General features: G+C 75.3%; 20 protein-coding genes, 1 tRNA gene and 1 pseudogene. 11 read left to right on the top strand and 11 right to left on the bottom strand.

Translation table 11 applies throughout. From position 1 onward, the window contains the following. The first annotated feature begins 48 nt into the window (after positions 1-48). Positions 49-804, top strand: coding sequence for an alpha/beta hydrolase (locus tag AB0469_RS33720; RefSeq protein ID WP_366455292.1), 756 nt, complete (start codon positions 49-51; stop codon positions 802-804). 63 nt (positions 805-867) lie between these two features. Here the strand turns inward: AB0469_RS33720 and AB0469_RS33715 are convergent. Then, positions 868-940, bottom strand: a tRNA-His gene (locus AB0469_RS33715). 74 nt (positions 941-1,014) lie between these two features. Next, the gene (locus tag AB0469_RS33710) at positions 1,015-1,851 is read right to left on the bottom strand and encodes a hypothetical protein (protein WP_366455291.1); all 837 of its coding nucleotides are present in this window, start codon (positions 1,849-1,851) and stop codon (positions 1,015-1,017) included. 105 nt (positions 1,852-1,956) lie between these two features. Here AB0469_RS33710 and AB0469_RS33705 point away from each other — a divergent pair, with 105 nt between their 5' ends. Both AB0469_RS33705 and AB0469_RS33700 read left to right on the top strand, forming a co-directional pair. Then, positions 1,957-2,844: a LysR family transcriptional regulator gene (locus AB0469_RS33705; protein ID WP_366455290.1), complete on the top strand. Its 888-nt coding sequence runs from the start codon at positions 1,957-1,959 to the stop codon at positions 2,842-2,844. Beyond that, positions 2,822-3,979 carry an aminopeptidase P family protein gene (locus AB0469_RS33700; protein ID WP_366455289.1) on the top strand — a complete coding sequence of 386 codons (1,158 nt, stop codon included), beginning with the start codon at positions 2,822-2,824 and terminating at the stop codon, positions 3,977-3,979. Before AB0469_RS33705 ends, AB0469_RS33700 begins: the two co-directional genes overlap by 23 nt. Positions 3,980-3,988: 9 nt before the next feature. Here AB0469_RS33700 and treZ read toward each other — a convergent pair whose 3' ends face one another. Further along, positions 3,989-5,698 carry a malto-oligosyltrehalose trehalohydrolase gene (gene treZ / locus AB0469_RS33695; protein ID WP_366455333.1) on the bottom strand — a complete coding sequence of 570 codons (1,710 nt, stop codon included), beginning with the start codon at positions 5,696-5,698 and terminating at the stop codon, positions 3,989-3,991. A gap of 228 nt (positions 5,699-5,926) precedes the next feature. Between treZ and AB0469_RS33690 the strand changes: the two genes are divergently transcribed. Next, positions 5,927-6,499: a DUF1707 and FHA domain-containing protein gene (locus AB0469_RS33690; protein WP_366455288.1), complete on the top strand. Its 573-nt coding sequence runs from the start codon at positions 5,927-5,929 to the stop codon at positions 6,497-6,499. Between the two features lie 56 nt (positions 6,500-6,555). Continuing rightward, positions 6,556-7,068 carry a GNAT family N-acetyltransferase gene (locus AB0469_RS33685; protein ID WP_366455287.1) on the top strand — a complete coding sequence of 171 codons (513 nt, stop codon included), beginning with the start codon at positions 6,556-6,558 and terminating at the stop codon, positions 7,066-7,068. Here the strand turns inward: AB0469_RS33685 and AB0469_RS33680 are convergent. Continuing rightward, on the bottom strand, positions 7,050-8,279 hold the full coding sequence (locus AB0469_RS33680; RefSeq protein WP_366455286.1) for a M14 family zinc carboxypeptidase: 1,230 nt from the start codon (positions 8,277-8,279) through the stop codon (positions 7,050-7,052). The two genes, AB0469_RS33685 and AB0469_RS33680, sit on opposite strands and share 19 nt — an antisense overlap. 121 nt (positions 8,280-8,400) lie before the next feature. Next, positions 8,401-10,680: a malto-oligosyltrehalose synthase gene (treY, locus tag AB0469_RS33675; RefSeq protein WP_366455285.1), complete on the bottom strand. Its 2,280-nt coding sequence runs from the start codon at positions 10,678-10,680 to the stop codon at positions 8,401-8,403. A gap of 82 nt (positions 10,681-10,762) precedes the next feature. Between treY and AB0469_RS33670 the strand changes: the two genes are divergently transcribed. Further along, complete coding sequence (locus tag AB0469_RS33670) at positions 10,763-12,082, top strand: MFS transporter (RefSeq protein WP_366455284.1); 1,320 nt, start codon at positions 10,763-10,765, stop codon at positions 12,080-12,082. Here AB0469_RS33670 and glgX read toward each other — a convergent pair. After that, positions 12,067-14,181, bottom strand: a complete 2,115-nt coding sequence (gene glgX / locus AB0469_RS33665; protein WP_366455282.1) for a glycogen debranching protein GlgX — start codon at positions 14,179-14,181, stop codon at positions 12,067-12,069. The two genes, AB0469_RS33670 and glgX, sit on opposite strands and share 16 nt — an antisense overlap. 296 nt (positions 14,182-14,477) lie before the next feature. On the opposite strand from glgX, the gene AB0469_RS33660 reads away from it, so the two are divergent. Together AB0469_RS33660 and AB0469_RS33655 are read left to right on the top strand one after the other, a co-directional pair. Beyond that, entirely contained in the window at positions 14,478-15,740 is a 1,263-nt protein-coding gene (locus AB0469_RS33660; RefSeq protein WP_366455281.1) for an SAV2148 family HEPN domain-containing protein, read from the top strand. A gap of 89 nt (positions 15,741-15,829) precedes the next feature. Beyond that, the gene (locus AB0469_RS33655) at positions 15,830-16,549 is read left to right on the top strand and encodes an exonuclease domain-containing protein (protein WP_366455280.1); all 720 of its coding nucleotides are present in this window, start codon (positions 15,830-15,832) and stop codon (positions 16,547-16,549) included. A gap of 40 nt (positions 16,550-16,589) precedes the next feature. On the opposite strand, the gene AB0469_RS33650 is transcribed toward AB0469_RS33655, so the two are convergent. Further along, a complete protein-coding gene (locus AB0469_RS33650; protein ID WP_366455279.1) occupies positions 16,590-17,243 on the bottom strand; it encodes a hypothetical protein in 654 nt (217 codons plus the stop codon). Then, positions 17,243-18,094, bottom strand: a complete 852-nt coding sequence (locus AB0469_RS33645; RefSeq protein ID WP_366455278.1) for an aminoglycoside phosphotransferase family protein — start codon at positions 18,092-18,094, stop codon at positions 17,243-17,245. Before AB0469_RS33645 ends, AB0469_RS33650 begins: the two co-directional genes overlap by 1 nt. Positions 18,095-18,279: 185 nt before the next feature. On the opposite strand from AB0469_RS33645, the gene mgt reads away from it, so the two are divergent. The 3 genes from mgt to AB0469_RS33630 all read left to right on the top strand — a co-directional run bounded on the left by mgt (position 18,280) and on the right by AB0469_RS33630 (position 21,160). After that, a complete protein-coding gene (gene mgt, locus AB0469_RS33640) occupies positions 18,280-19,491 on the top strand; it encodes a macrolide-inactivating glycosyltransferase (RefSeq protein ID WP_366455277.1) in 1,212 nt (403 codons plus the stop codon). A 9-nt stretch (positions 19,492-19,500) separates the two neighbouring features. Further along, positions 19,501-20,073, top strand: coding sequence for a DUF1697 domain-containing protein (locus AB0469_RS33635; protein WP_366455276.1), 573 nt, complete (start codon positions 19,501-19,503; stop codon positions 20,071-20,073). Positions 20,074-20,158: 85 nt separating this feature from the next. Further along, positions 20,159-21,160 carry a 2-dehydropantoate 2-reductase N-terminal domain-containing protein gene (locus AB0469_RS33630; RefSeq protein WP_366455275.1) on the top strand — a complete coding sequence of 334 codons (1,002 nt, stop codon included), beginning with the start codon at positions 20,159-20,161 and terminating at the stop codon, positions 21,158-21,160. On the opposite strand, the gene AB0469_RS33625 is transcribed toward AB0469_RS33630, so the two are convergent. The 3 genes and pseudogenes from AB0469_RS33625 to AB0469_RS33615 form a co-directional block, all read right to left on the bottom strand. After that, positions 21,157-21,921 carry a sirohydrochlorin chelatase gene (locus AB0469_RS33625; RefSeq protein ID WP_366455274.1) on the bottom strand — a complete coding sequence of 255 codons (765 nt, stop codon included), beginning with the start codon at positions 21,919-21,921 and terminating at the stop codon, positions 21,157-21,159. The two genes, AB0469_RS33630 and AB0469_RS33625, sit on opposite strands and share 4 nt — an antisense overlap. Positions 21,922-21,935: 14 nt before the next feature. Then, positions 21,936-22,829, bottom strand: coding sequence for an ABC transporter permease subunit (locus AB0469_RS33620; RefSeq protein WP_366455273.1), 894 nt, complete (start codon positions 22,827-22,829; stop codon positions 21,936-21,938). Beyond that, a pseudogene (locus tag AB0469_RS33615) lies at positions 22,816-22,974 on the bottom strand (ABC transporter ATP-binding protein); the annotation flags it as partial. The gene AB0469_RS33620 and the pseudogene AB0469_RS33615, both read right to left, overlap by 14 nt.

The raw sequence follows: 22,974 nt of genomic DNA, 5'->3' as shown, positions 1-22,974 counted from the left end.
GAACGAACGGCGTCGGATTCCCCGTCCCCGCTCACCGAGGGAGAACGCATGGCCATCGCCCACCGCAGGATCGGCACCGGACCCGTCCGCGTCATCGTGCTGCACGACTGGTTCGGGACCTCCGCCAACTGGGGCTCCGTACTGGACTACATGGACCCCGAGGGCTTCTCGTACGCCTTCCTCGACTACCGCGGCTACGGCGAGCGGCGCGACGTCCCCGGCCGCCACACCCTCCCGGAGATCGCGGACGACGTGCTCGAACTCGCCGACCAGCTCGGCTGGGACACCTTCTCCCTGCTCGGCCACTCCATGGGAGGCAAGGCCGTCCAGCAGGTCCTGGTCCGGGCGCCCGAGCGGGTCGAGAAGCTGATCGGCCTCTGTCCCGTGCCGGCCGCGCCCTACGCGATGGACGACGCCACCCACGCCCTCTTCCACGGCGCCGCCGAGGACCCCGCCAAGCGCCGCACCATCCTCGACCTCGTCACCGGCCACCGTGCGAGCCGCCACTGGCTGGACCGGATGGTCGGCCACTCCCTGGCCGTCTCCCGCCCGGAGGCCTTCGCCGGCTACCTCGCCGACTGGCAGCCCCGCGACCTGTCCTCCGCGGTCAAGGGCAACACCGTCCCGGTGCTGGTCCTGGTGGGGGAGTACGACCTCGCCCTGACGGCCGAGGTGATGCGGGCCACCTGGCAGGCCTGGTACCCGGACTGCACGGTCGTCACGGTCCCCGGCGCCGGCCACTACCCGCCGCACGAGACCCCCGTGGCCTTCGTCACGGCGGTGGAGGACTTCCTCCGCGGGTGAGCTCCCGGGACAACGCCCGTAGGGGGCACGAGGCGGACCTCGTGCCCCCTACGGGACGGAAAGGGTGAGTGACGGGACTCGAACCCGCGGCCACCTGGACCACAACCAGGTGCTCTACCAACTGAGCTACACCCACCACGAAGGGCGGCGGACCACCCGTTCGTTGTGCAAGCACAGCATAGCCGATCAGACGGGTGGTTCCGCGCCGGGTCATCCGCCGGCCCGGCTGCCGGCCAGGCTCTGCGCCAGCCGGGCGACGAGGCCGTCCGCACGCCGCGCGGCGTGCGCGACGGCCGCCGCGGCCAGGGCCCGGACCACCGGGTGCGGCCGCGTCCCGTCGCCGGCGAGCTCCGGCTGGAAGAGGGTGGCCAGGAAGAAGGGGTGCCCGGGCAGCTCCGCCATCCGCACCTGCCCCTCCTCGTCGTGGCCCGACAGCCGCAGCCCGTGCGCGGTGAGCTCCGGCAGGTGCCGCGGGGCCGGCCCGTAGCTGCAGTGGTAGCGCTCCATCGACCGCTCCGCCCCGAGCACCGACTCCGCGAGCGAGCCCGGCTGCGCCCGCACGACACCCTCGTGCCCCACGAGCGAGCAGGCGAGCGGCGCGATCAGCAGGTCCTGCGCCCCGGGGTCGTTCTCCGCGTGCGCGACCCCCGTCAGACCGCACACGGTGCGGGCGTACTCCAGCAGGGCGTGCTGGAACCCGCCGCAGGTGCCGAGGAAGGGGATGCCCTCCTCCCGCGCCACCCGGATCGCGGCCAGCGCCCCCGCCTCGCTGGCGTACGGGCTGCCCGGCAGCACCCACACCGCGTCGAAGCGGGCCAGCGTCCCGGCGGCGGCCTCCGCCGCGGCGTCCCCGGTCGGGATCCAGTAGGCGTCGAGGACCAGCCCCTCGCGCGCGGCCAGCGCGTCGAGGAGCAGCGGGACCCGGGTGTGGGACCTCACGTGCGGGGAACGGTCGCCGACCAGGGCGATCCGGGCCGGGGGCGAGGCCGGCGGGAAGGAGGGCGGGGTGGTGGGAGCGGCCGGTGCGGCGGCCTGTGCGGTGGTCATGCGGATCATCCTGCGGGCCGGCCCCACTTCAGCGCCAACGATTGTTCCTGCACACTCGATAAGCAGAGCTGATGATCCAGTGCTTCCGCTTGCGATCATGGAGCCATGGACCCGCACCTCCTGCGCACCTTCGTCGCCGTCGCCCGCCTCGCCTCCTTCTCCGCCGCCGCCCGCGAACTCGGCTACACCCAGTCCGCCGTCTCCCAGCACATCGCCGCCCTCGAAGCCGACCTCCGCACCGAACTCCTCACCCGCCGCCCCGTCGCCCCCACCCCCGCCGGGTCCCGGCTCCTCGAACACGCCGGACCCCTCCTGCTGAGGCTCGACGCCGCCCGCGCCGACGTCCTGCGCCTGGCCGCAGCCCCGCCCGGCCGGGTCGCCCTCGCCGCCTCCCCCCTCGCCGTCGGCCCGCGCCTGCTCGCCGCCCTCCCCGCCACCGGCGTCACCCTGCGCGTCCTGCCCCCGGACCGGGTGCCCGCCGCCGTCGCCGCCGGGGACTGCGACCTCGGCCTCGTGGACGGCCTCGCCGCACCCAGCGACCCCCTCCGGCTGCCCGACGTGGCCCCGCTGAAGACCACCGGCGTCGGGGAGGAGGCACTGGCCCTCCTCCTCCCGGCCGGACACCCCTTCGCCCGGCGGGCCGCCGTCCGGCTCGACGACCTCGCCGACGCCCGCTGGCTCGACGCCCCCGACGCCGGGCTCCCGCTCACCCCCGCCCACGGCTCCGCGCGCACCGCCCTGCGCTACGACGGCACCGACCTGCACGCCCTGTGCGCCCTCGCCACCGCCGGGCACGGCCTCGTCCTCCTGCCCCGCGGCGTCGCCGAAGCCGCCGCCACGGCCTCCGGCACGGGCGTCGCCGTACCGCTCGACGCCCCGCGCCTGGTGCACCGCACGGAGCTCCTCGCCCCCGCGACGACGTCCGGCGCGGCCGCTGCGCTCGCCGCACGCCTCGCGGCAGGATCCCCGTATGACCACCGCACCCAGCCCTGAGCCCGAGTCCGCCCACCCCGGCCCGGCCCCCTTCACCACCGCCGACCACGCCGCCCGCATGGCCGCCGCGGCCCGGACCGCCGCCGACGCCGGACTGGCCGGCCTGCTCATCGCACCCGGCCCCGACCTCGCCCACCTCACCGGATACCGCCCCACCGCCGAGACCGAGCGGCTCACCGTGCTCGTCCTCGCCGCCGGCCGGGAGCCCGTCCTGGTCGTCCCCGCCCTGGAGGCCCCCGACGCCGCCAAGGCCCCCGGCGCCGGCGCCCTCACCCTGCGCGACTGGACCGACGGCACGGACCCGTACCGGACCACCGCCCCGCTCCTCGACGCCGGCGGCCGCTTCGGCGTCAGCGACAACACCTGGGCGCTCCACCTCCTCGGCCTGCAGAAGGAGTTGCCCGCGGCCTCCTACGCGCCGCTCACCGAGGTGCTCCCCATGCTCCGCGCCGTCAAGGACGACCGCGAACTCGCCCGGCTCGCGGCCGCCGGAGCCGCCGCCGACGCCGCCTACGAGCAGATCCTCCACGTCCCCTTCGCCGGCCGCCGCGAGAGCGACGTCGCCGCCGACCTCGCCGCACTGCTGCGCGCCCACGGCCACTCCCAGGTGGACTTCACCGTCGTCGGATCCGGCCCCAACGGCGCCAACCCGCACCACGAGGCCGGCGACCGGGTCATCCGGCACGGCGACATGGTCGTCCTCGACTTCGGCGGCCTCAAGCACGGCTACGGCTCCGACATCTCCCGCACCGTCCACGTCGGCGAACCCACCGCCGAGGAGCAGCGCGTCCACGACGTCGTCCGCGAGGCCCAGCAGGCCGGCTTCGCGGCCGTCCGCCCCGGCGCCGCCTGCCAGGACGTCGACCGCGCCGCCCGCGCCGTGATCACCGAGTTCGGCTACGGCGACCGCTTCATCCACCGCACCGGCCACGGCATCGGCGTGACCACCCACGAGCCGCCGTACATGGTCGAGGGCGAGGAACAGCCCCTCGTGCCCGGCATGTGCTTCTCCGTCGAACCCGGCGTCTACCTGCCCGGCCGCTTCGGCGTCCGCATCGAGGACATCGTCACGGTCACCGAGGACGGCGGCCGCCGGCTCAACGAGGCCCCCCGCACGATGGCGATCGTGGAGTAGCCCGCCGCACTACGGACCCAGCACCACCGCCGACTCGCCCGGCACGCGGATGCGCCCGTCGGGGCCCGGGTGCTCCACCGGCTCCCACGAGGCCAGCACCCGCACCCCGTTGCGGCCCAGCGCGACCGTCACCGACTCCGTCCCCAGGTTGACGACCACCCGCACGTCGCCCCGGCGGAACGTCAGCCACCGCCGCTCCTCGTCGAAGGCGACCCGGACCGCCGCCAGGTCCGGGTCGCGCAGGTCCGGCTGCGAACGGCGCAGCCGCACCAGCGTCCGGTACCACTCCAGCAGCCAGGCCTGCGACTCCCGCTCCGGCTCGGCCCAGTCCAGACAGGACCGCTCCCGCGTCGCCGGGTCCTGCGGGTCCGGGACCTGCTCCGCCGTCCAGCCGTGCGCCGCGAACTCCCGGCGCCGGCCGCTGCGGACGGCCTCCGCCAGCTCCGGATCGGGATGGTCGGTGAAGTACTGCCAGGGCGTCCCCGCACCCCACTCCTCGCCCATGAACAGCATCGGCACGAACGGCCCCGTCAGCACCAGCGTCGCCGCGCAGGCCAGCAGCCCGGGGGAGAGCGACGCCGACAGCCGGTCGCCCAGCGCCCGGTTGCCGACCTGGTCGTGGGTCTGCGCGTAGCCCAGGAAGCGGTGCGCGGAGGTGCGGCGGCGGTCCACCGGCCGGCCGTGGGAGCGCCCCCGGAAGGAGGACCAGGTCCCGTCGTGGAAGAACGCCCGGGTCAGGGTCTTGGCCAGGGCGCCCAGCGGAGCTGCGGCGAAGTCGGCGTAGTAGCCCTGGGATTCACCGGTCAGCGCCGTGTGCAGGGCGTGGTGGAAGTCGTCGTTCCACTGCGCGTGCAGGCCGAGGCCGCCGACCGTGCGGGGCGTGGTGAGGCGCGGGTCGCACGCGTCGGACTCGGCGATCAGGAACAGCGGGCGCGCCGACTCCGCGGCGAGCGCGTCCACGGCCGCCGAGAGCTCCTCCAGGAAGGACAGCGCCCGCCCGTCGGCCAGCGCGTGCACGGCGTCCAGCCGCAGCCCGTCGACCCGGTAGTCCCGCAGCCAGGCCAGGGCGCTCCCGATCAGGTACGCCCGCACCTCGTCGGAACCCGGCGCGTCCAGGTTCACCGCCGCGCCCCACGGCGTGTGGTGGGAGTCGGTGAAGTACGGGCCGAAGGCGGGGAGGTGGTTGCCCGAGGGGCCCAGGTGGTTGTGGACCACGTCCAGGACGACCCCCAGGCCCGCCGTGTGCGCCGCCTCCACGAACCGGGCCAGCCCCGCCGGACCCCCGTACGGTTCGTGCACCGCCCAGGGCGCCACCCCGTCGTAGCCCCAGCCGTGCCGGCCCGGGAAGGGGCAGACCGGCATCAGCTCCACGTGCGTCACGCCCAGCGAGGCCAGGTGCCCGAGGCGGGCCGCCGCGGCGTCGAAGGTGCCCTCCGGGGTGAAGGTGCCGATGTGCAGCTCGTACAGCACCGCGTCCTGGAGCGGGACGTGCGGGGGCGCGGTGCGGGGGGTGAGCGGTTCGAAGTCGACCACGGCGGAGAGGCCCTCCGTGCCGTCCGGCAGCCGCCGGCCGCGCGGATCCGGGCGGACCGCCGGATCGTCGCCGAGCCGGAACCCGTACCGGTCGCCGTCGGCGGCCGGGGCCTCGGCCGTCCACCAGCCCGAGCGGTCGGGGGCCGGATCGGGCGTCATCTCGTGGTCGGTGTCGCCCAGTCGCATGGCGACCCGGCCTGTCAGCGGTGCCCACACCTCGAACTGCACGGACGGTCCCCTCGGTCTCGGTCGTCGTCTTCGGCCGTGTTCCGGTCGTCCCGGCCCGGAGCCCGCCGGGCCCGGTCCTCCCGGTCGCAGCGGGCGGCGTCCTCCGGCATGCGTATCGTGCCCATCATTCCGGGACGGCCGGAGGAGTTCTGGACACTCCGCACCCGACGGGCCGACAATCACCCTGTGACGTCGAGTTTCGAGTTCCCCGCCTTCCCCGTCCCGCGCGTGTCCGACGCGGAACGGGACCGGGCGCTGGGCCAGCTCAGGGAGGGCGCGGCCCTCGGGAGGCTGTCGCACGACACCTTCCTGCGCCGCATGGAACTCGCACTGGTCGCCCGCCGCTCCGAGGACCTGGCGGTGCTGCTGGCCGACCTCCAGACCCGCGAGGGGCCCCTCGGCGCCGAAACCCCGTGGACCAGCCGTCTGTTCGGCTGGGTGGGACGGGCGTCGGCCGTCTCGGCGGGGGTCCGGCGGGCCTGGCAGGCCGAACGCCTGCCGAAGCTGCTGCTCCCGCATCCGGCCGCCGGCCCGCTGCGGATCGGCCGCGACCCGGGCAACGGGCTGCGGCTCAGCCACGACACGGTCTCGCGGGCGCACGCGGAGCTGAGCCTGCGGGACGGGGTGTGGCTGCTCAAGGACCTCGGCTCCACCAACGGCACCACCGTCAACGGGCGTCGGGTCACGGGGGTGGCCGTGGTGCGGGCGGGGGACCAGGTGGGGTTCGGGCGGATGTCCTTCCGCCTGTCGGCCGACTGACGGACCGGGCGCCCGGCCCGCGCGGGACGCGGCGGCCGGCGGCAGGATGTCCTCCCATGGACCACCTCCACGACCACCTCCGCGACCGCGACCACCTCTACGACCGCGACCGCGACCGCGACGCGCGCATCCGCCCTGCACGGCCCGAGGACCTCCCCCGCCTCACCGAGCTGATCCACGAGCACGTCGCCTACGAGAAGTCCGCGCCCAGGCCCGCGGGCCTGGCCGACCGGCTCGGGCCGCTGCTGTTCGCCGAGGGCTCCCGGCTGCGGGTGCTCCTCGCCGAGACCCCCGACGGCGCGGTGGCGGGGTACGCGGCCTGCTCGGAGGAGTTCGCCTTCTGGGACGCCGCGCCCCACCTCCACATGGACTGCCTCTACCTGGCGCAGGAGGCCCGCGGCCACGGACTGGGCGCCGCCCTGATGGCGGGCGTGGCCGGCCTCGCCCGCGAGCTCGGCCTCGGCCACGTCGAATGGCAGACCCCCGACTGGAACGAGGGCGCGATCCGCTTCTACGACCGGCTGGGCGCCACCGGCCGGGCCAAGCGCCGCTACGCCTGGCCCGTCTGAAGACACCGGTGGACGGCGAGGACCGTCCGGCACTGGTGCTCCACCTGCGTGGCCACCGCCACCGGCCGGGCCCGGAAGCGGGCCGAGAACTCCTCGCACCACCCCGTCACCATCCGGTCGAGGCCCGGCCCGGCCGGATGCCCCTGGGCCCGGACCGCCCGCAGCAGCATCGCGGCGGCGCGCAGCGACAGGCGCCGCCCGAAGGCGTCGAGACTGGCCAGGGCGGCGGTGGTCGTCCCGGCGGCCGCCCCGGACCCCGTCCAGGCGGCGGTGACCTGCGGGATGAGCCGGAGCGTCCAGTCCACCGCCCGCAGCAGCGCGGCGGAGTCCGGGTCCGCGGCCCCGACCCCCTCGCGCAGCTCGGCCACCCGCGCCGCCTCCCCGGCCAGCCGCCCGGCCAGCGCCCGCAGCGCGCCCCGCGGGTCCGGGTGCCGGGCGGGATCGGCCACCAGGTCGGAGGCCCACATGGGCACCTCGACGATCGCGGTGGTGGTCCCGCGGTGGCACCAGGTGCTCAGCCGGGTGTCCTCGGAGTGGGACCCCATCACGCCCCCGCCGGGCATCACGAAGACGCCGGGGCCGGGGGACGCCCAGCCGGCGGCGTCGGAGGCCCCGGTCTCCACCGGGATCCGCAGCTCGGCGGCCGACTTCCCGAAGGGCTCGGCGAGCCCGGGCAGGTCCCGGGTGAGCTGCACCCACGAGCCGCCCAGGTCCGTGCCGTGCAGGGAGACCTGGAGGACCGGACGCAGCTCGTCGATGAGCCCGGTCAGGGCGAGGGTCTCGGGCGGGAGCCGGTCCGGGGGCAGCAGCGCCGGCGCCCACTCGGGCTGTTCGGGGCCCGGCGGACGGTAGAAGTGCCGGTGGTAGTCCAGCAGCGAATCCGGGCGGGGGGTGCGGTGCAGCTCGGCGCCGTCGGGGTCGGCGCAGAGCAGGAAGTGCCACCCCGGCCCGTTCCCCGCGGCCCCGGCCACCCGCCGCGCGAGCTCCAGCGCGGTCGCCCCGCCGACGGGCTCGTTGGCGTGCGCCCCGGCCACGACCAGCACCTCGCCCCCGCCCCGCCCGGCGACGGACAGCACCCACAGCGGCCGCCCGCCCCGCGACCGCCCGACCTGGCGCAGCCGCACCCGCGCGGGGTGCTCCCCCGCCAGCGCACGGGCGGCCAGGGCGAGTTCGTGCGGGGCGGGGTAGCACATGTCACGGAGGAGGCTCACCCCCATGCCATGCCCGCCACACCCCCGCCCTACTGCATCCGAATCTCTGTGCCGGTGCCGCACGGGGCCCACGGCGCGGCGCCGGGGCGGGGTGCGGCCGGGGTGCGCCCGGGGCGGCCCCCTACCCCGCCCGGACCAGGGCCGCCACCGGGCCCGTCGCCAGGAGCCGCGTCAGCCGGACCTCCCCCTCGTACGGGGCCGACGGGGCCGGGCCGTGGGCCGGGAGCCACGGGCCTGGCGGGAGCGGGAGGGCGGTGTCGCGCCAGCCGCCGGCTTCCGCCAGGCGGTGGGAGAGGCGGGTGGCCACCGCCACCAGGCCGCCCGGACGGGTGAAGGCCAGGCAGTGCTCGGAGGCCGGGCCGTGCGCCGCCAGGGGGGCGTAGCCCCTGAACACGGCCGGGCGGGCGCGCCGCAGGCGCAGCAGGGCGGTCGTCAGGGCGAGCTTCTCCTCCGCGAGGGTCCGCGCGGCGGTGCCCGCGTCCAGGGCGGCCAGGGCCTCCCGGGGGAAGGCGGCCGGGCGGCGGTTGTCCGGGTCCACCAGGGCGCGGAACTCGTACTCGGAGCCCTGGTAGACCTCCGGCACCCCCGGCATCGCCAGGTGCAGCAGGGTCATGCCCAGTACGTTGGCCCGGGCCGCCTCCGAGAGGGACGGCGGCAGCTCCACCGGATCCGGGGGGACGAGAGCGGCGATGCCGGCCTCGTACGCCTCGTCGGGGTCGGTCCAGGAGGTGCGCAGCCCCGCCTCCCGGGCGGCCTTGAGCAGGGCCGCCGCCAGCCGGGGGCCCCGCTCGGGGACGTCGCCCAGCCCGAGCGCGCTCTGCCGGGCCACCCAGGCCAGCTGCGGGTCGGCCCCGCCGGCCCCGCCGCCTTCGGCCCCGTCCATCGCCGCCGGTGCCTGCGTCAGTGCCGCGATCCGGGCCCGGACGTCCGCGCTGCGCTTGGTGTCGTGGGTGGACAGGACCGTGCCCGAGGCGGGCCAGTCGCGCTCGCGCTCCGCGCAGTACGCGTGGAACTCCGCCGCCGACACCGCCGGGGCCCCCGGTTCGCCGCCGACCTCCGTCGCCGACAGCAGCGGGGCCCAGCGGTAGAAGGCGCGGTCCTCCAGGGACTTGGCGCGCAGGGCCGCCGAGGTCTGGGCGAAGCGGGCGGCGAAGGCCGGGTCCCGCAGCAGCAGGTCCCGTACGCCGTCCACCGCGGCCGTCCCGGCCCGCGCGGCGGCGCGCTCCAGGGTCCGCGCGTCCGGTCCCGGCCCGCCGGGGTAGTCCCGGTACACCGGAGAGGCGATCAGCAACTCCCGCACGCCCGGTGCCAGGTCCCGCCCCGCCCGGCGCTCCAGCGTGCCGAGCTCGGCGGCCAGGTCGCCGGTCAGCACCTCCCGGGCGGCCGACGAGGCCGTCTCCTCCCAGGGGGGCGTACCCGTCGACTCCGCGTACGCGCGGGCCAGCCGGGACGCTCCGGCGGTGTCCGTGAACACCCCGTCCACCCGGTGCAGCGCGTCGTAGCCCGTGGTGCCCGCCACCGGCCAGGCCGGCGGCAGCCGTTCGCCGCGGGCCAGGATCTTCTCGACGACCACCCAGCAGCCGGCCCCCGCGGCCGTCCGCAGGCGCCGCAGGTACTCCTCGGGGTCGGCCAGTCCGTCGACGTGGTCGATCCGCAGTCCCGCCGCCACCCCGTCCCGGACCAGCTCCAGCACCTTGGCGTGGGTGGCCGCGAAGACGTCGGGGTCCTCGACCCGTACCCCGATCAGATCCGAAATGGTGAAGAAACGGCGGTAGTTGAGCGAGGTACGCGCCTCGCGCCACCACGCCGGCCGGTACCACTGGGCGGCCAGCAGTTCGGGCAGCGGCAGCCCGGAGGTCCCGGCGCGCAGCGGGAACTCCCGTTCCCCGCAGCGCAGTACGCCCGCCGCGGCGTCCACCTCGAACGGCTCGTCCGGTTCCGCGAGCACCGGCAGCAGGACCTGGCCGCCCCCCGCCTCCCAGTCGATGTCGAACCACCGCGCGTACGGAGACCCGGGCCCCTCCCGCAGGACCTCCCACAGCGGCCGGTTCAGCCGCAGCGGCGACGGCACCGCCATGTGGTTCGGCACGATGTCGAGCACCAGGGCGAGCCCGCGCTCCCGGGCCGCGGCCGCCAGCGCGCGCAGGCCCCGCTCCCCGCCGAGCTCCTCCCGCACTCGCCCGTGGTCGGTGACGTCGTACCCGTGGGCCGAGCCCGGTACCGCCTCCAGTACGGGGGACAGGTGGAGGTGTGACACGCCGAGGGAGGCGAGGTACGGTACGGCCGCCTCGGCCGCCGCGAAGGGGAACGCGGGCGTCAGCTGGAGGCGGTACGTCGACGCGGGAACGACGGGAGTCTGAACGTCGGATTCCGATTGGCTGATTGAATACCGCAGGCTCATGAGAACGTACGTACCCAGCCCGCGCCATTCCGTGCCATTACCCAATGCATCCGGGTGACTGCACCGCGTTAGTGTCGATCAAGTGGTCTCAGCCCTCAGCACCTACCGAAACGTCATCGCCCTGACCGGGCCCCTCCTCCCGCTCGTCTCGTTCCTCGCCCGCCTGCCCGTCGCGATGTCCCAGTTCGGGAGCGTCCTGCTGGTGTCCGCGACCAGCGGCTCCCTCGCCACCGCAGGCATCGTCGGCGGCACCCTCTCCGCGGGCCAGGTGGTCTGCGGACCCGTCCTGGGGCGGCTCGCCGACCGCCACGGACAGCGGCCCGTCGTCCTCGTCGCGGCGGCGGTCAACGCCGCGGCCACCGCCGCCCTCGTCGCCGGGGCCCTCGCCGGCCTGCCGACCGCCGCGCTCGCGGCCGTCGGCGCCGTCGCCGGGGCCTCCGTCCCGCTGATCGGGCCGCTCGCCCGGACCCGCTCCGTCGCGCTCGCGCACCGGGCGAAGGCCCCGGAGGGCGTGGTGGGGGCCGTGCACTCGCTCGAAGGCACCCTCGACGAGGTCTCGTTCGTCCTCGGGCCGGCCCTCGTCGGCCTGGCCGCCCTCGCCCTGCACCCGGCCGTCGCCCTCGGCGGCGCGGCCGCCCTCGTCGCCGTCTTCGGCACCGCCTTCGCCCTGCACCCGACCACCGCCGTCACGGCCGGGAGCCCCCGGCGGCCGGGCACCGCGAGGGCACGGGCGCGCGCGCCGCGCGTGGTCCACGCCGTACGCGGCTCCCTCGCCCTCCAGGGCGCCATGTTCGGCGCCTGCCAGGCCGGGATCGCCTCCCTCACCGCCCGGCTGGGCGTACCGGGCCAGGCTGGGATCGTGTACGCCGCCATGGGGGTCGTCAGCGCCGCCGTGGGGCTGGCCCTCGGGGCGCTGCCCGCCCGCTTCGGGCTGCGGCTGCGCTGGCGGGTGGCGACGGGCGCCGCGCTGGTGCTCTCGGTGCCGCTGCTGTTCACCGGGACACTGGGGCCGCTGTACGCGGTCGTGACCGTCCTCGGGGCCGCCTACGCCCCGCACCTGATCACCGCGTTCGCGCTCACGGAGCGGGTCGTGGAGCCCTCGCGGCTCGCCGAGTCGATGGCCTTCGCGGCCAGTTCGCTGGTGGCCGGGCAGGCCGTCGCGCTGGCCGTCTCCGGACGGCTCGCCGAGTCGTACGGGCCCGCCGGGGCCTTCGCCGTGGCCGTGGCGGCGGCCGCGCTGTGCCTGGCCGTCGCGCTGGTCACCCGCGTACCGGCGGCCCGGCCCCGGGCCGCGGCCGCCCACGCCGCGGAACCCGTGAAGGCGTTCATCCCGGCCCAGCGCACCGGATCCCCCGAGGGCTCGGGAGCGCCCGGCGGCACCACGGGCTACGCCGGCCGCTGAAGCACCGCCAGGCACCGGCCCGTCAGCGGCACCCGGTCCCCGGCCGCGTACTGCGGCCCGGTGCCGGGTGGCAGCACCTCCGGCCGCGCGGTGTCCACGATGAGCCGCCACCGCGCGCCGTGCCCGGCGGGGATGGTGAAATCCTGCGGATCGGGGCCCGCGTTGAACATCAGCAGGAACGAGTCGTCGGTGATCCGCTCCCCGCGCGAGCCCGGCTCCGAGATCGCCTCGCCGTTGAGGAACACCGTCAGGGCACGCGCGTGCTGCGCCTGCCAGTCCCGGGCCCGCATCTCCTCGCCGTGCGGGGTGAACCAGGCGATGTCGGAGAGCTCGTCGTGGGTGCCCTCCACCGGCCGGCCGTGGAAGAACCTGCGGCGGCGGAACACCGGGTGGTCGCGCCGCAGCCACACCATCCGCCGGGTGAACTCCAGCAGCGAGGGCGGGGGTTTGCCCGGCTCGGGCCAGGTCACCCAGGACAGCTCGTTGTCCTGGCAGTAGGCGTTGTTGTTGCCGCCCTGCGAGCGGGCGAACTCGTCCCCGTGGCTGAGCATCGGCACGCCCTGCGACAGCATCAGCGTGGCCGTGAAGTTGCGCATCTGGCGCTCGCGCAGCTCCTGGACCTCCGGGTCCTCGGTCGGGCCCTCGACCCCGCAGTTCCAGGACCGGTTGTGGGTCTCGCCGTCCCGGTTGCCCTCCCGGTTGGCCTCGTTGTGCTTCTCGTCGTACGAGACCAGGTCGTGCAGGGTGAAACCGTCGTGGCAGGTGGTGAAGTTGATGGAGGCCAACGGGCGGCGCCCGTCGTCCTGGTAGAGGTCCGAGGAGCCCGTCAGGCGCCCCGCGAACTCCGCGAGCGTCCGCGGCTGCCCGCGCCACAGGTCCCGTACGGTGTCGCGGTACTTGCCGTTCCACTCGGTCCACAGCGGAGGGAAGTTGCCCACCTGGTAACCGCCCTCGCCCAGGTCCCAGGGCTCCGCGATCAGCTTCACCTGGCTGACCACCGGGTCCTGCTGCACCAGGTCGAAGAAGGACGACAGCCGGTCGACCTCGTGGAACTGCCGGGCCAGGGTGGCCGCGAGGTCGAAGCGGAAGCCGTCCACGTGCATCTCGGTCACCCAGTACCGCAGCGAGTCCATGATCAGCTGGAGCACGTGCGGTGACCGCATCAGCAGCGAGTTCCCGGTCCCGGTGGTGTCCGTGTAGTGCCGGGGGTCCTCCGCGAGCCGGTAGTACGAGGCGTTGTCCAGCCCCCGGAACGACAGGGTCGGGCCCAGGTGGTTGCCCTCGGCGGTGTGGTTGTAGACCACGTCGAGGATCACCTCGATCCCGGCCTCGTGCAGCGCGCGCACCGCCGACTTGAACTCCAGCACCTGCTGGCCCCGGTCGCCGGAGGCGTAGCCGTTGTGCGGGGCGAAGAAGCCGATGGTGTTGTAGCCCCAGTAGTTGCTGAGCCCGTCGTTGGCGAGCCGGTGGTCGTTGACGTACTGGTGCACGGGCATCAGCTCCAGCGCCGTCACCCCGAGCTTCACCAGGTGGTTGATGACCGCCGGGTGCGCGAGCGCCCCGTAGGTGCCGCGCAGCTCCTCCGGGAGGTCCGGGTGGCGCATGGTCAGTCCCTTGACGTGGGCCTCGTAGAGCACCGTGTGGTGGTACTCGTGGCGCGGCGGGCGGTCGTTGGCCCAGTCGAAGTACGGGTTCACCACGACGGAACTCATGGTGTGCGGGGCCGAGTCCAGGTCGTTGCGGGAGTCGGGCCGGCCGAAGTGGTAGCCGTAGACCTCCTCGCCCCAGTCGACCCGCCCGCTGACGGCCCGCGCGTACGGGTCCAGGAGCAGCTTCGCCGCGTTGCAGCGCAGGCCCCGCTCGGGCTCGTACGGGCCGTGCACCCGGAACCCGTACCGCTGGCCGGGCATCACCCCGGGGAGGTAGGCGTGCCGCACGAAGGCGTCCGTCTCGCGCAGCTCGACGGCGGTCTCGGAACCGTCGTCGTGCAGCAGGCACAGCTCGATGCGGCGCGCGGCCTCGGAGTAGACGGCGAAGTTGGTGCCGGCTCCGTCGTAGGTGGCACCCAGCGGATACGCCTGTCCCGGCCAGACCTGCATAGACAACGTCTCTTTCCATCCTGGTCCGGGTCGATCCGGCGCGGATCGCGCCTCTGCCGCATCTTCCCCGAAAGAGGCTCCGCACGCGTGGACTTGGGATGCTCCTGCCGGGTGAACCGGAGAGCTGATATGCGGATCGACGGACCGTCCGGGCATCACATAATGGTCCGACGGACAGCCGGACCGGGGTGCGCAGCGTCACCCCGGACGGCTTCGGGCTGCATCGGGCCGCGCGCGCGGAGTACCCTTCCGTGATCACTGGAGACGGGCGTCCGGACGCAGAAGGCGGTGCACGAGTGAGCTCGGGAGGTCTGGAGCTGCCCCCTGGTGACAGCGGCCACGAGGGTGGTCCGGCGGACGCCCCAGGAGGTGTGCCGGGGGCGGTGGCGGCCGGGGCGGCCGTGTCGCTGGCCCCGCCGGCGGCCGGGGAGGTGCGCGCCGGGGCGGAGCTGGACTGGAGCGCGGACGCGTGGAGCGAGGTCCGTACGCGGGCCCAGCGCGCGGGCCGTGCGTACATCTGGCTGAACCTCATCGAGCAGCGGCTGCGGTCGGTGGTCGGCGCGGTGCTGCGGCCGGTCTACGAGCCCGTGCACGGCGGGGACGACTGGGTGGTGGCGGCCGCGGGCCCCGCCGGGCAGGAGTGGGTGCAGCGGGCGGTGGCGGTCCGCGAGGTCAGCCGGCGCAAGGGCTACCTCCTCGACCCGGCCGACGACAACGTGCTGAGCTTCCTGACGCTCCCGCAGCTGCGGGAGCTGATGGTCCAGCACTGGCCCTGTTTCGAGCCGTACTTCGACGACCGCCGCGAGATCGAGCTGGCGCTCGACGAGCTGGAGGTCACGCGGAACGTGGTCTCCCGCAACCGGGCGCTGTCGCGGGCGGTGCTGGAGCAGGCGGAGCGCGCGTCGGCGCGGCTGCTGGAGGTGCTGGGCGCGGGGTCGGGCAGCCCGTCGGCGGACCGGCTGCCGATCGACGCGGTCGAGGACCTCGTCGGGGACCGGTACGCGGACGTGATCTCGGTCCACCCGGACCGGGTGCGGCTCCAGAGGCAGCTGCCGGCGGAGGACCTGTTCGGGGGCGCGCGGCGGCTCGACGCGATCGGCATAGGCCTCAACCTGCTGGTGCAGAACTTCTCGGGGCGCCGGCTGGTGCGGCTGTCGGAGGCGGGCTGCCGGGTGCGGCTGCTGTTCCTGAACCCGGCGAGCAGCGCGGTCAAGCGGCGCGAGCGGGAGCTGGGGCTGCGCAAGGGCGAGCTGAGCCGGTCGGTGGAGATGAACATCCTGCACGTGCGCCGGGTGCGGGCGGGGCTCACGGACCCCTCGCGCTTCGACATCCACGTCTTCGACGAGACCCCGCGCTTCACCGCCTACCTGGTGGAGGGGCAGTCCCCGGGCATCGCGGTGGTCCAGTCGTACCTGCGCCGGGCCCGCGGCATGGAGGCGCCGGTGCTCGTGCTGCGCGGGGGCGGCCGGGGGGTGCCGAAGGACGCGGACCACGGACTGTTCCAGACCTACCGCGAGGAGTTCGAGTCGGTGTGGGAGGACTCGCGCCCGGTGTCCTGACCCCCGGGCCCCGGGGGTGGCCGCGTCCGGTGTCAGTGCCCCGTGGCAGGCTGAAACGCGTTGACCGGAAAACGGGGGAGGGGCGCGTCATGGAGGCGTGGCACGGGGGAGTGCTGGTCGGGTTCGACCTGGAGACGACGGGCACGGAGCCGGCGGAGTCCCGGATCGTGACGGCCGCGGTGGTCGAGGTGCGGGCCGGGGAGGTGCGCGGGCGGCGGGGCTGGCTCGCGGATCCGGGGACGCCGATCCCGCTGGAGGCCGCGGCGATCCACGGGATCAGCACGGAGCGGGCCGTCGCGGAGGGCCGCCCGGCGCGGGAGGTGGCGGACGAGGTCGCGACGGCGCTGGTCGCGCACTGGCGCGAGGGCGCGGTGGTGGTCGCGTACAACGCGGCCTTCGACCTGACCCTGCTGACGGCGGAGCTCGCCCGGTACGGCCTGCCCTCGCTCGCCGACCGGCTGGGCGGGGCCGAGACGGGGCCGGTGGTGGACCCGCTGACGATAGACCGGGCCGTGGACCGCTACCGGCGCGGCAAGCGGACGCTGGAGGCGGTCTGCGGGGTGTACGGGATCACCCTCGACGCGGCGCACGACGCGGGGGCCGACGCGCTGGCGGCGGTCCAGGTGGCCCGGGCGATAGCCGTCCGGCACCCGCGCGTGGCCGCGCTCAGCCCGGCCGAGCTGCACGACCGCCAGGGCGGCTGGCACGCCCGGTGGGCCCGCGACTTCCAGTCGTACCTGCGGGGGCAGGGCAGCCCGGACGCGGTGATCGACACGGCGTGGCCGCTGCGGGAGCTGGTCACGGCCTGACCCGGACGCGGCCCGGGGAGTACGGCCCGGGGCGCGGGCGTCAGGCGCGGGCGGGATCCTCCTCGGGGGCCGGCGGCTCGCGGTATTCGACGTGGATGTCGCGGAACCGGGCGTCGCAGGGCACGTTGCGGCAGTAGTGCCGGTGCCGGTAGGCGAGGTCCGGGTACGCGACGGTGTGCCCCGGGCCGTTGCGGGCCACGTCGAGGAAGACGGCGGCGCCCTGCCGGAAGGTCCTGGCGCTGCCCGTCATGAACAGCGTCTCGGCGTGGACGCTCTGGTGGAACCGGTCGCGGTTCTCCGCGTGGTGCAGCGATGCGTGGTCCTCCTCGGCGGGCTCGGCGAGCCTCAGGTCGACGGTCCGCGGACGGCCCGGGGAGAGCCGCCCCCGCAGCCCCTTCCAGTGGGAGGGGGCCACGTGCAGGGAGTGGTGCAGCAGGACGAGGTCCAGCCGGCCGGAGCCCGCGGGCGGGGTGGGTCCGCGCAGGGGCAGGTGGACCAGCGAGCGCGGCGAGCCGGCCGCCAGGGTCCACAGCCCGGCCATGAGCAGGGCCGCGTCCCGGTCGACGTACGCGTTCAGCCACCAGGGGTCGTCGAAGAGCTCGGCGTGCGCCGGCGTCCGGGCCGGGCGGACGACCCGGAAGGACTCCCTGCCGCTCCGCGCCTCGTGGACGGTGAGGTGCAGCTTCAGGTCCACTAGAACGGGTACCAGCGCACTTCGGGATCGCCGTCGCGCAGGGAGGCCACACGGCGGCGGAACTCGGCCAGGGCCCCGGGGTTGGCCGGGGCGTGCTGGGCGACCCAGGCGCAGCTGGCCGTCTCGCGGGCGCCGCGCAGCAGGGCGCAGCCCTCCCACGCGCGCACGTCCCAGCCGTATGCGGCGGCGAAGGCCTCGTAGCCGGCGGCGGGAAGTCCGTAGCGGTCGCGGGAGAGGGCCATCACCACCAGGTCGTGCTCGCGCAGGTCGGCCGAGACGGTCTCCAGGTCGACCAGGACCGGCCCGTCCGGGCCCACGTGGACGTTGCGGGGCAGGGCGTCGCCGTGGATCGGGCCCGGGGACAGGTGCGGGGTGAGGGCGGCCACCTCGCCGGCGTAGGCGTCGCGGCGGGCCCGCAGGTAGGCCGCGTCCTGCGGGTCGACGGCCTCCCCGGCCAGCCGCAGCCAGCGCTCGACCCCGCCGAGGAGGTCCCGGGCGGGCAGGGCGAAGGGCGGGGCGGGCAGCGCGTGCAGCGGTCGCAGGAGCGCCGCGAGGTCCTCCGGGCCGGCCGGGCGGACCGCTGCGGGGAGCCGGTGCCACAGGGTCACCGGGTGCCCGGCCACCAGCCGCGGTCCGGGTTCGGCCGCGCGGACCGCGGGGATCCCGGCGGCGGCGAGCCATCCGGAGACCGCCAGCTCCCGTTCGGCCCGCTCCAGCAGACCCGCCTCCCGGCCGACCTTGACGACCAGGTCCCCGAGGGCGAAGACGGCGTTCTCGCCGAAGGCGAGCAGCTCGGCCGGTCCCGTGAGACCCGCCTGCGTCAGTACGTCCCTGGCCCGTGCCTCGTCCATGTGTTCGTCTCGTCCTTCGCCGGGGTGTTCGTGGTGGTCGTGCCGGTGATCGCGGATCCGCCCAGTCTCGCATCCGCCGGCGGGGAAACGCCTGGTGGGAGCGGAAGGGAGGTTTTCGGCGCAGGGTGGCCGCGAAGGGCGTATTCGTTTTGTACGAGACGTCTCGTCTCGTTAAGGTCGCTGCCATGACCTCAGCCAAGCCCGCCCACATCGCCATGTTCTCCATCGCCGCCCCCGGGCACGTGAACCCGAGCATCGAGGTGATCCGGGAGCTCGTCGCCCGGGGGCACCGCGTCAGCTACGCGATCCCCGCCTCCTTCGCCGGGAAGGTCGCCGAGACCGGCGCCACGCCCGTGGTCTGGACGTCCGTCCTGCCCACCGAGGACGAGCCGGAGGCCTGGGGCACCGAGCTCATCGACAACATCGAGCCCTTCCTGAACGACGCCGTCCAGGCGCTCCCGCAGCTCGCGTCCGCCTTCGAGGGCGACGAACCCGACCTCGTCCTCCACGACATCACCTCCTACCCGGCCGGCGTCCTCGCCCGCCGCTGGGGGGTCCCCGCCATCTCCCTCTCCCCGAACCTGGTGGCCTGGGAGGGCTACGAGGAGGAGGTGGCCGCCCCGATGACCGCCGAACTCCGCGCGAGCGAGCGCGGCAGGGCGTACTACGCCCGCTTCCGCGCCTGGCTCGACGAGAACGGCATCGACGAGGACGCGGACCGCTTCGTCGGCAGGCCGCGCCGCAGCATCGTGCTGATCCCGCGCGCCCTCCAGCCGTACGCCGACCGCGTCGACGAGTCCGTCTACACCTTCGTCGGGGCCTGCCAGGGCGACCGCAGCGCCACCCAGGGCACCTGGGAGCGGCCGGCGTCCGCCGAGGGCCGGAAGGTCCTGCTGGTCTCGCTCGGATCCACCTTCACCAAGCAGCCCGCCTTCTACCGCGCCTGCATCGAGGCCTTCGGGGGCCTGCCCGACTGGCACGTCGTCCTGCAGATCGGCAAGTTCACCGACGAGGCCGACCTCGGGGAGGTCCCCGCCAACGTCGAGGTCCACCGCTGGGTTCCGCAGCTGGACATCCTCCGCCAGGCCGACGCCTTCATCACCCACGCCGGCGCGGGCGGCAGCCAGGAGGGCCTGGCCACCGGGACCCCGATGGTCGCGGTCCCCCAGGCCGTCGACCAGTTCGGCAACGCCGACATGCTGGCCTCGCTCGGGGTGGCCCGGCACGTCCCGATGGGAGAGGCCGACGCCGCCACCCTGCGGGAGGCCGTCCTCGGACTGCTCGCCGACCCCGGGGTCGCCGTGCGCGCCGAGGAGATCCGCACGCAGATGGCCGGCGAGGGCGGCACCCGCCGGGCCGCCGACCTCATCGAGGCCGCCCTCCCGCAGGGGGGCTAGGGTGCGGCCATGACGAAGCGACCGGCCCCCGGGAAGAAGTACGCGGCCCTGCTGCGCGGCATCAACGTCGGCGGGAAGAAGAAGGTTCCGATGGCGGAACTCCGCTCCGTCCTGGAGGAGCTCGGCCACGGCGACGTGCAGACGTACCTGCAGAGCGGCAACGCCGTCTTCAGCAGCGCGAGCCAGGACCCCGCCGCCCTCGCCCGGGAACTGGAGGCGGCCCTCGAAGCCCGCTTCGGCTTCCCCGTGACGTGCCTGGTGGTCGACGGCGCCTACCTGCGCGCCGTCGCCGAGGCCTGCCCCTTCCCCGCCGCCGAGCTGGAGGGCAGGCAGCTGCACGCCACCTTCCTCTCGCAGCAGCCCGGCCCGGAGCGCTTCGCGGCGCTCGACCCGGCCGCCTACCACCCCGAGGACTACCGCCTGGGCGACCGCGTCCTCTACCTCTACGCCCCGGGCGGCCTGGGCACCTCGGAACTGGGCGCCGCCCTCCACCGCCCGGCCCTCCTCAAGGGCATCGACGCGACCACCCGCAACTGGAACACGGTCGCCAGACTGGTCGAGCTCACGGCGGACGAGCCGTAGGCCGGGACGCCCCAGCCCCGGGGCAACTCGCCCTTCGCCACGGGCCGGTGGGCCCGCGGCGCGCACCGTGTGCCAGGCTCTGGGCATGCGTTACATCATCATCGGCGCCGGAGCGATCGGCGCGACCATCGGGGGACGGCTCGCGGAGACCGGCCGGGAGGTCGTCCTCGTCGCGCGCGGCGCCCACGCCGAGGCGCTGCGGACGAACGGCCTGCGGCTCACCACCGCCGACGGCGAGCGCGTCCACCACCTCCCCGTCGCCGTGGAACCGGCCGACCTCGGCGCACTGCGCCCCGACGACGTCCTGCTGCTGACCGTGAAGACCCAGGACGCCGTCGCCGCCCTCGACACCTGGGGCGCGGCCGAGGTCGCCGGAGGCGGCACGGCCGCCCAGCGGCTGCCGCTGCTGTGCGCGCAGAACGGCGTGGAGAGCGAGCGCCTGGCCCTGCGCCGCTTCTCGCGCGTCTACGGGGTCTGCGTCTGGCTCCCCGCCACCTTCCTGGAACCGGGCGTGGTCTCGGCGCTCTGCACCCCGCTGACCGGCATCCTCCACCTCGGCCGCGCCGCCGGCGGGGCCGACGAGCGGATCCGGGCGATCGCCGCCGACCTGGACGGGGCCGGCTTCGAGGCGCCCGTCGTCGAGGACGTGATGCGCTGGAAGTACGCCAAGCTCCTCGGCAACCTGGGCAACGCCATCCAGGCGACCACCGGCCCCGAACCCGACCCGGCCAAGGCGGCCCTGCTGCTGCGCGCCGTCCGCGAGGCCAAGGCCGCCTTCGACGCGGCGGGCATCGCCTACGCCTCGGACGCCGAGCAGGCGGCGGCCCGCGACGGCAAGGTCGACCAGCCGGCGGGCGTCCGCGGCGGCTCCTCCTGGCAGAGCCTGGCCCGCGGCACGGGCTCCGTCGAGGCCGACTACCTGAACGGCGAGATCACCCTCCTGGGCCGCCTCCACGCGGTGCCCACCCCGGTCAACGACGTCCTGCGCCACGCGGCGAACATCTTCGCCCGCGAGTCGCTGCCCCCGGGCGCCATGTCCATCACGGACCTGACCGCCCTCGCAGACGAGGCCGAACGGCGCACCTAGGCCGTCAGGGCCGGGCGGGCGGGGTGGGCCGCGGCGGATCCGTCGTAGCGGTGGAGGAGGAGGCGGGCCAGTTCCGGGGTCGCGCCCAGGACGGCCGCCACCGCGTCCGCCCCCGCCGAGCGGGCGCCCGCCGCGATGCGGTCCGGGAGGAAGCCCGGGGCGATGACGTACGGGGCCACCGCCACGCGGCGGACGCCCTCCGCACGCAGGGCGCGTACGGTGTCCTCCGTGCGGGGAAGGGCGGCGGAGGCGAACGCAGGCCGCACGGCGCACCAACCGGTGTGCCGCCACTCCCGCGCGATTTCAGCGATCACTGCGATCGCCTCCGGGTCCGAGGAGCCGGCGGAGGCGAGGACGACACCGGTCCTCGCGCGGTCCGCCGGGGTGAGGCCGACGCCGGCCTCGGCGAGGCGGCGCTCCAGGGAGGCCACCAGGAGGGGGTGCGGGCCCAGGACGTCCGCGACCCTGACCGAGAGGTCGGGCAGGCGGGTCGCCGATTCCGCGAGCACGGCCGGGATGTCGGCCTTGGCGTGGAAGGCCCGGGTGAGGAGCAGCGGCAGGGCCACGGCCTCACGGACGCCCGACAGGTACAGGGAGGCCAGCGCCTGGGGGACGCCCGGGCCGTTGAAGTCGAGGAAGGCCGTCTCCACCCGGAGGCCCGGCCGCAGCGACCGGACGCGCCCGACGAGGGCGTGCACGGTCGCCGCGTGCCGCGGATCGCGGCTGCCGTGGGCTATGACCAGGAGTGCGGGGGAGGACATGGGGCTTCCGGATCTCAGTTCTTGACCAGCAGGCCGCGGCTGCGCAGCACCCAGCGCTCGACCGGGCTGAAGATCAGCAGGTCGATGGCGATGCCGACGACCAGGATCAGGACGATCGCCAGGAAAACACCCGGCAGGTCGATGTTGTTCCGGCCGTTCTCCAGGAGCTGGCCCAGGCCCAGGCCGAGGTCGGGGGAGCTGGCGATGATCTCGGCGGCCATCAGGGAGCGCCAGGAGAAGGCCCAGCCCTGCTTGAGCCCGGCGACGTAGCCCGGCAGGGCCGCCGGCATGACCACGTGCCAGGCGCCGCGCAGGCCGGTGGCGCCCAGGGTGCGGCCGGCCCGCAGGAACAGCGGCGGGACCTGGTCGATGCCGGACACGAGGCCGTTGGCGATGGACGGGACGGCGCCCAGCAGGATCACCGTGTACATCATGGCGTCGTTGAGGCCGAACCAGAGCACCGCCGGCGGCACCCAGGCGACCGAGGGCAGGGACTGCAGGCCCTGGAGGATCGGGCCGATCGCCGCGCGGACGAACTTCACCCGCGCCACGAGCAGGCCGAGCGGGGTGCCGATGGCCAGGGCGAGGAGGAAGCCGAGCAGGCCGCGGGAGACCGAGGTCCAGATGACGTCGAGCAGCGTGCCCTTCAGCCACATCTCGGACAGGCTGTTCCACACGGCGGACAGCGCGGGGAGCTTGGTCTCGTCGGTGACCTTCGCCGAGACGAGCACCTGCCAGACCACCAGCACCAGGCCGACGGCCAGGAGCGGGGGCAGGACCTTCTTGGTGAGGACCTCGCGCACCGGGGTGCGGTGGGTCTGGACCGCGTCGAGCGCGTCGAGGCCGGCCTCCAGGCCGGCCAGGTCCTCGCCCTTCGCCGCCTTGGGGGTGGTGTCAGTGCTGGCCATGGCGGCGGATCTCCCCACGCAGGTGTTCGGTGATCTCCAGGGACAGCTCCGCGACGTCGGCGTCCTCGATGCGGCGGGGCTGCGGGATGTCGACGGTCCATTCCTTGGCGACCCGGCCGGGCCGGGAGGAGAGGAGGACGACGCG

Source organism: Streptomyces sp. NPDC093801 (genome assembly GCF_040701585.1).
Taxonomy (GTDB): domain Bacteria; phylum Actinomycetota; class Actinomycetes; order Streptomycetales; family Streptomycetaceae; genus Streptomyces.
This window is presented reverse-complemented; position numbering and strand designations above follow the sequence as displayed.

Coding starts and splice junctions, on each gene's coding strand:
- AB0469_RS33620 (WP_366455273.1), bottom strand. CDS start 22,829: ATGGCCAGCACTGACACCACCCCCAAGGCGGCGAAGGGCGAGGACCTG.
- AB0469_RS33705 (WP_366455290.1), top strand. CDS start 1,957: ATGGACCCGCACCTCCTGCGCACCTTCGTCGCCGTCGCCCGCCTCGCC.
- glgX (WP_366455282.1), bottom strand. CDS start 14,181: ATGCAGGTCTGGCCGGGACAGGCGTATCCGCTGGGTGCCACCTACGAC.
- treZ (WP_366455333.1), bottom strand. CDS start 5,698: ATGCGACTGGGCGACACCGACCACGAGATGACGCCCGATCCGGCCCCC.
- AB0469_RS33635 (WP_366455276.1), top strand. CDS start 19,501: ATGACGAAGCGACCGGCCCCCGGGAAGAAGTACGCGGCCCTGCTGCGC.
- AB0469_RS33645 (WP_366455278.1), bottom strand. CDS start 18,094: ATGGACGAGGCACGGGCCAGGGACGTACTGACGCAGGCGGGTCTCACG.
- AB0469_RS33685 (WP_366455287.1), top strand. CDS start 6,556: ATGGACCACCTCCACGACCACCTCCGCGACCGCGACCACCTCTACGAC.
- AB0469_RS33720 (WP_366455292.1), top strand. CDS start 49: ATGGCCATCGCCCACCGCAGGATCGGCACCGGACCCGTCCGCGTCATC.
- treY (WP_366455285.1), bottom strand. CDS start 10,680: ATGAGCCTGCGGTATTCAATCAGCCAATCGGAATCCGACGTTCAGACT.
- AB0469_RS33630 (WP_366455275.1), top strand. CDS start 20,159: ATGCGTTACATCATCATCGGCGCCGGAGCGATCGGCGCGACCATCGGG.
- AB0469_RS33655 (WP_366455280.1), top strand. CDS start 15,830: ATGGAGGCGTGGCACGGGGGAGTGCTGGTCGGGTTCGACCTGGAGACG.
- AB0469_RS33710 (WP_366455291.1), bottom strand. CDS start 1,851: ATGACCACCGCACAGGCCGCCGCACCGGCCGCTCCCACCACCCCGCCC.
- mgt (WP_366455277.1), top strand. CDS start 18,280: ATGACCTCAGCCAAGCCCGCCCACATCGCCATGTTCTCCATCGCCGCC.
- AB0469_RS33700 (WP_366455289.1), top strand. CDS start 2,822: ATGACCACCGCACCCAGCCCTGAGCCCGAGTCCGCCCACCCCGGCCCG.
- AB0469_RS33625 (WP_366455274.1), bottom strand. CDS start 21,921: ATGTCCTCCCCCGCACTCCTGGTCATAGCCCACGGCAGCCGCGATCCG.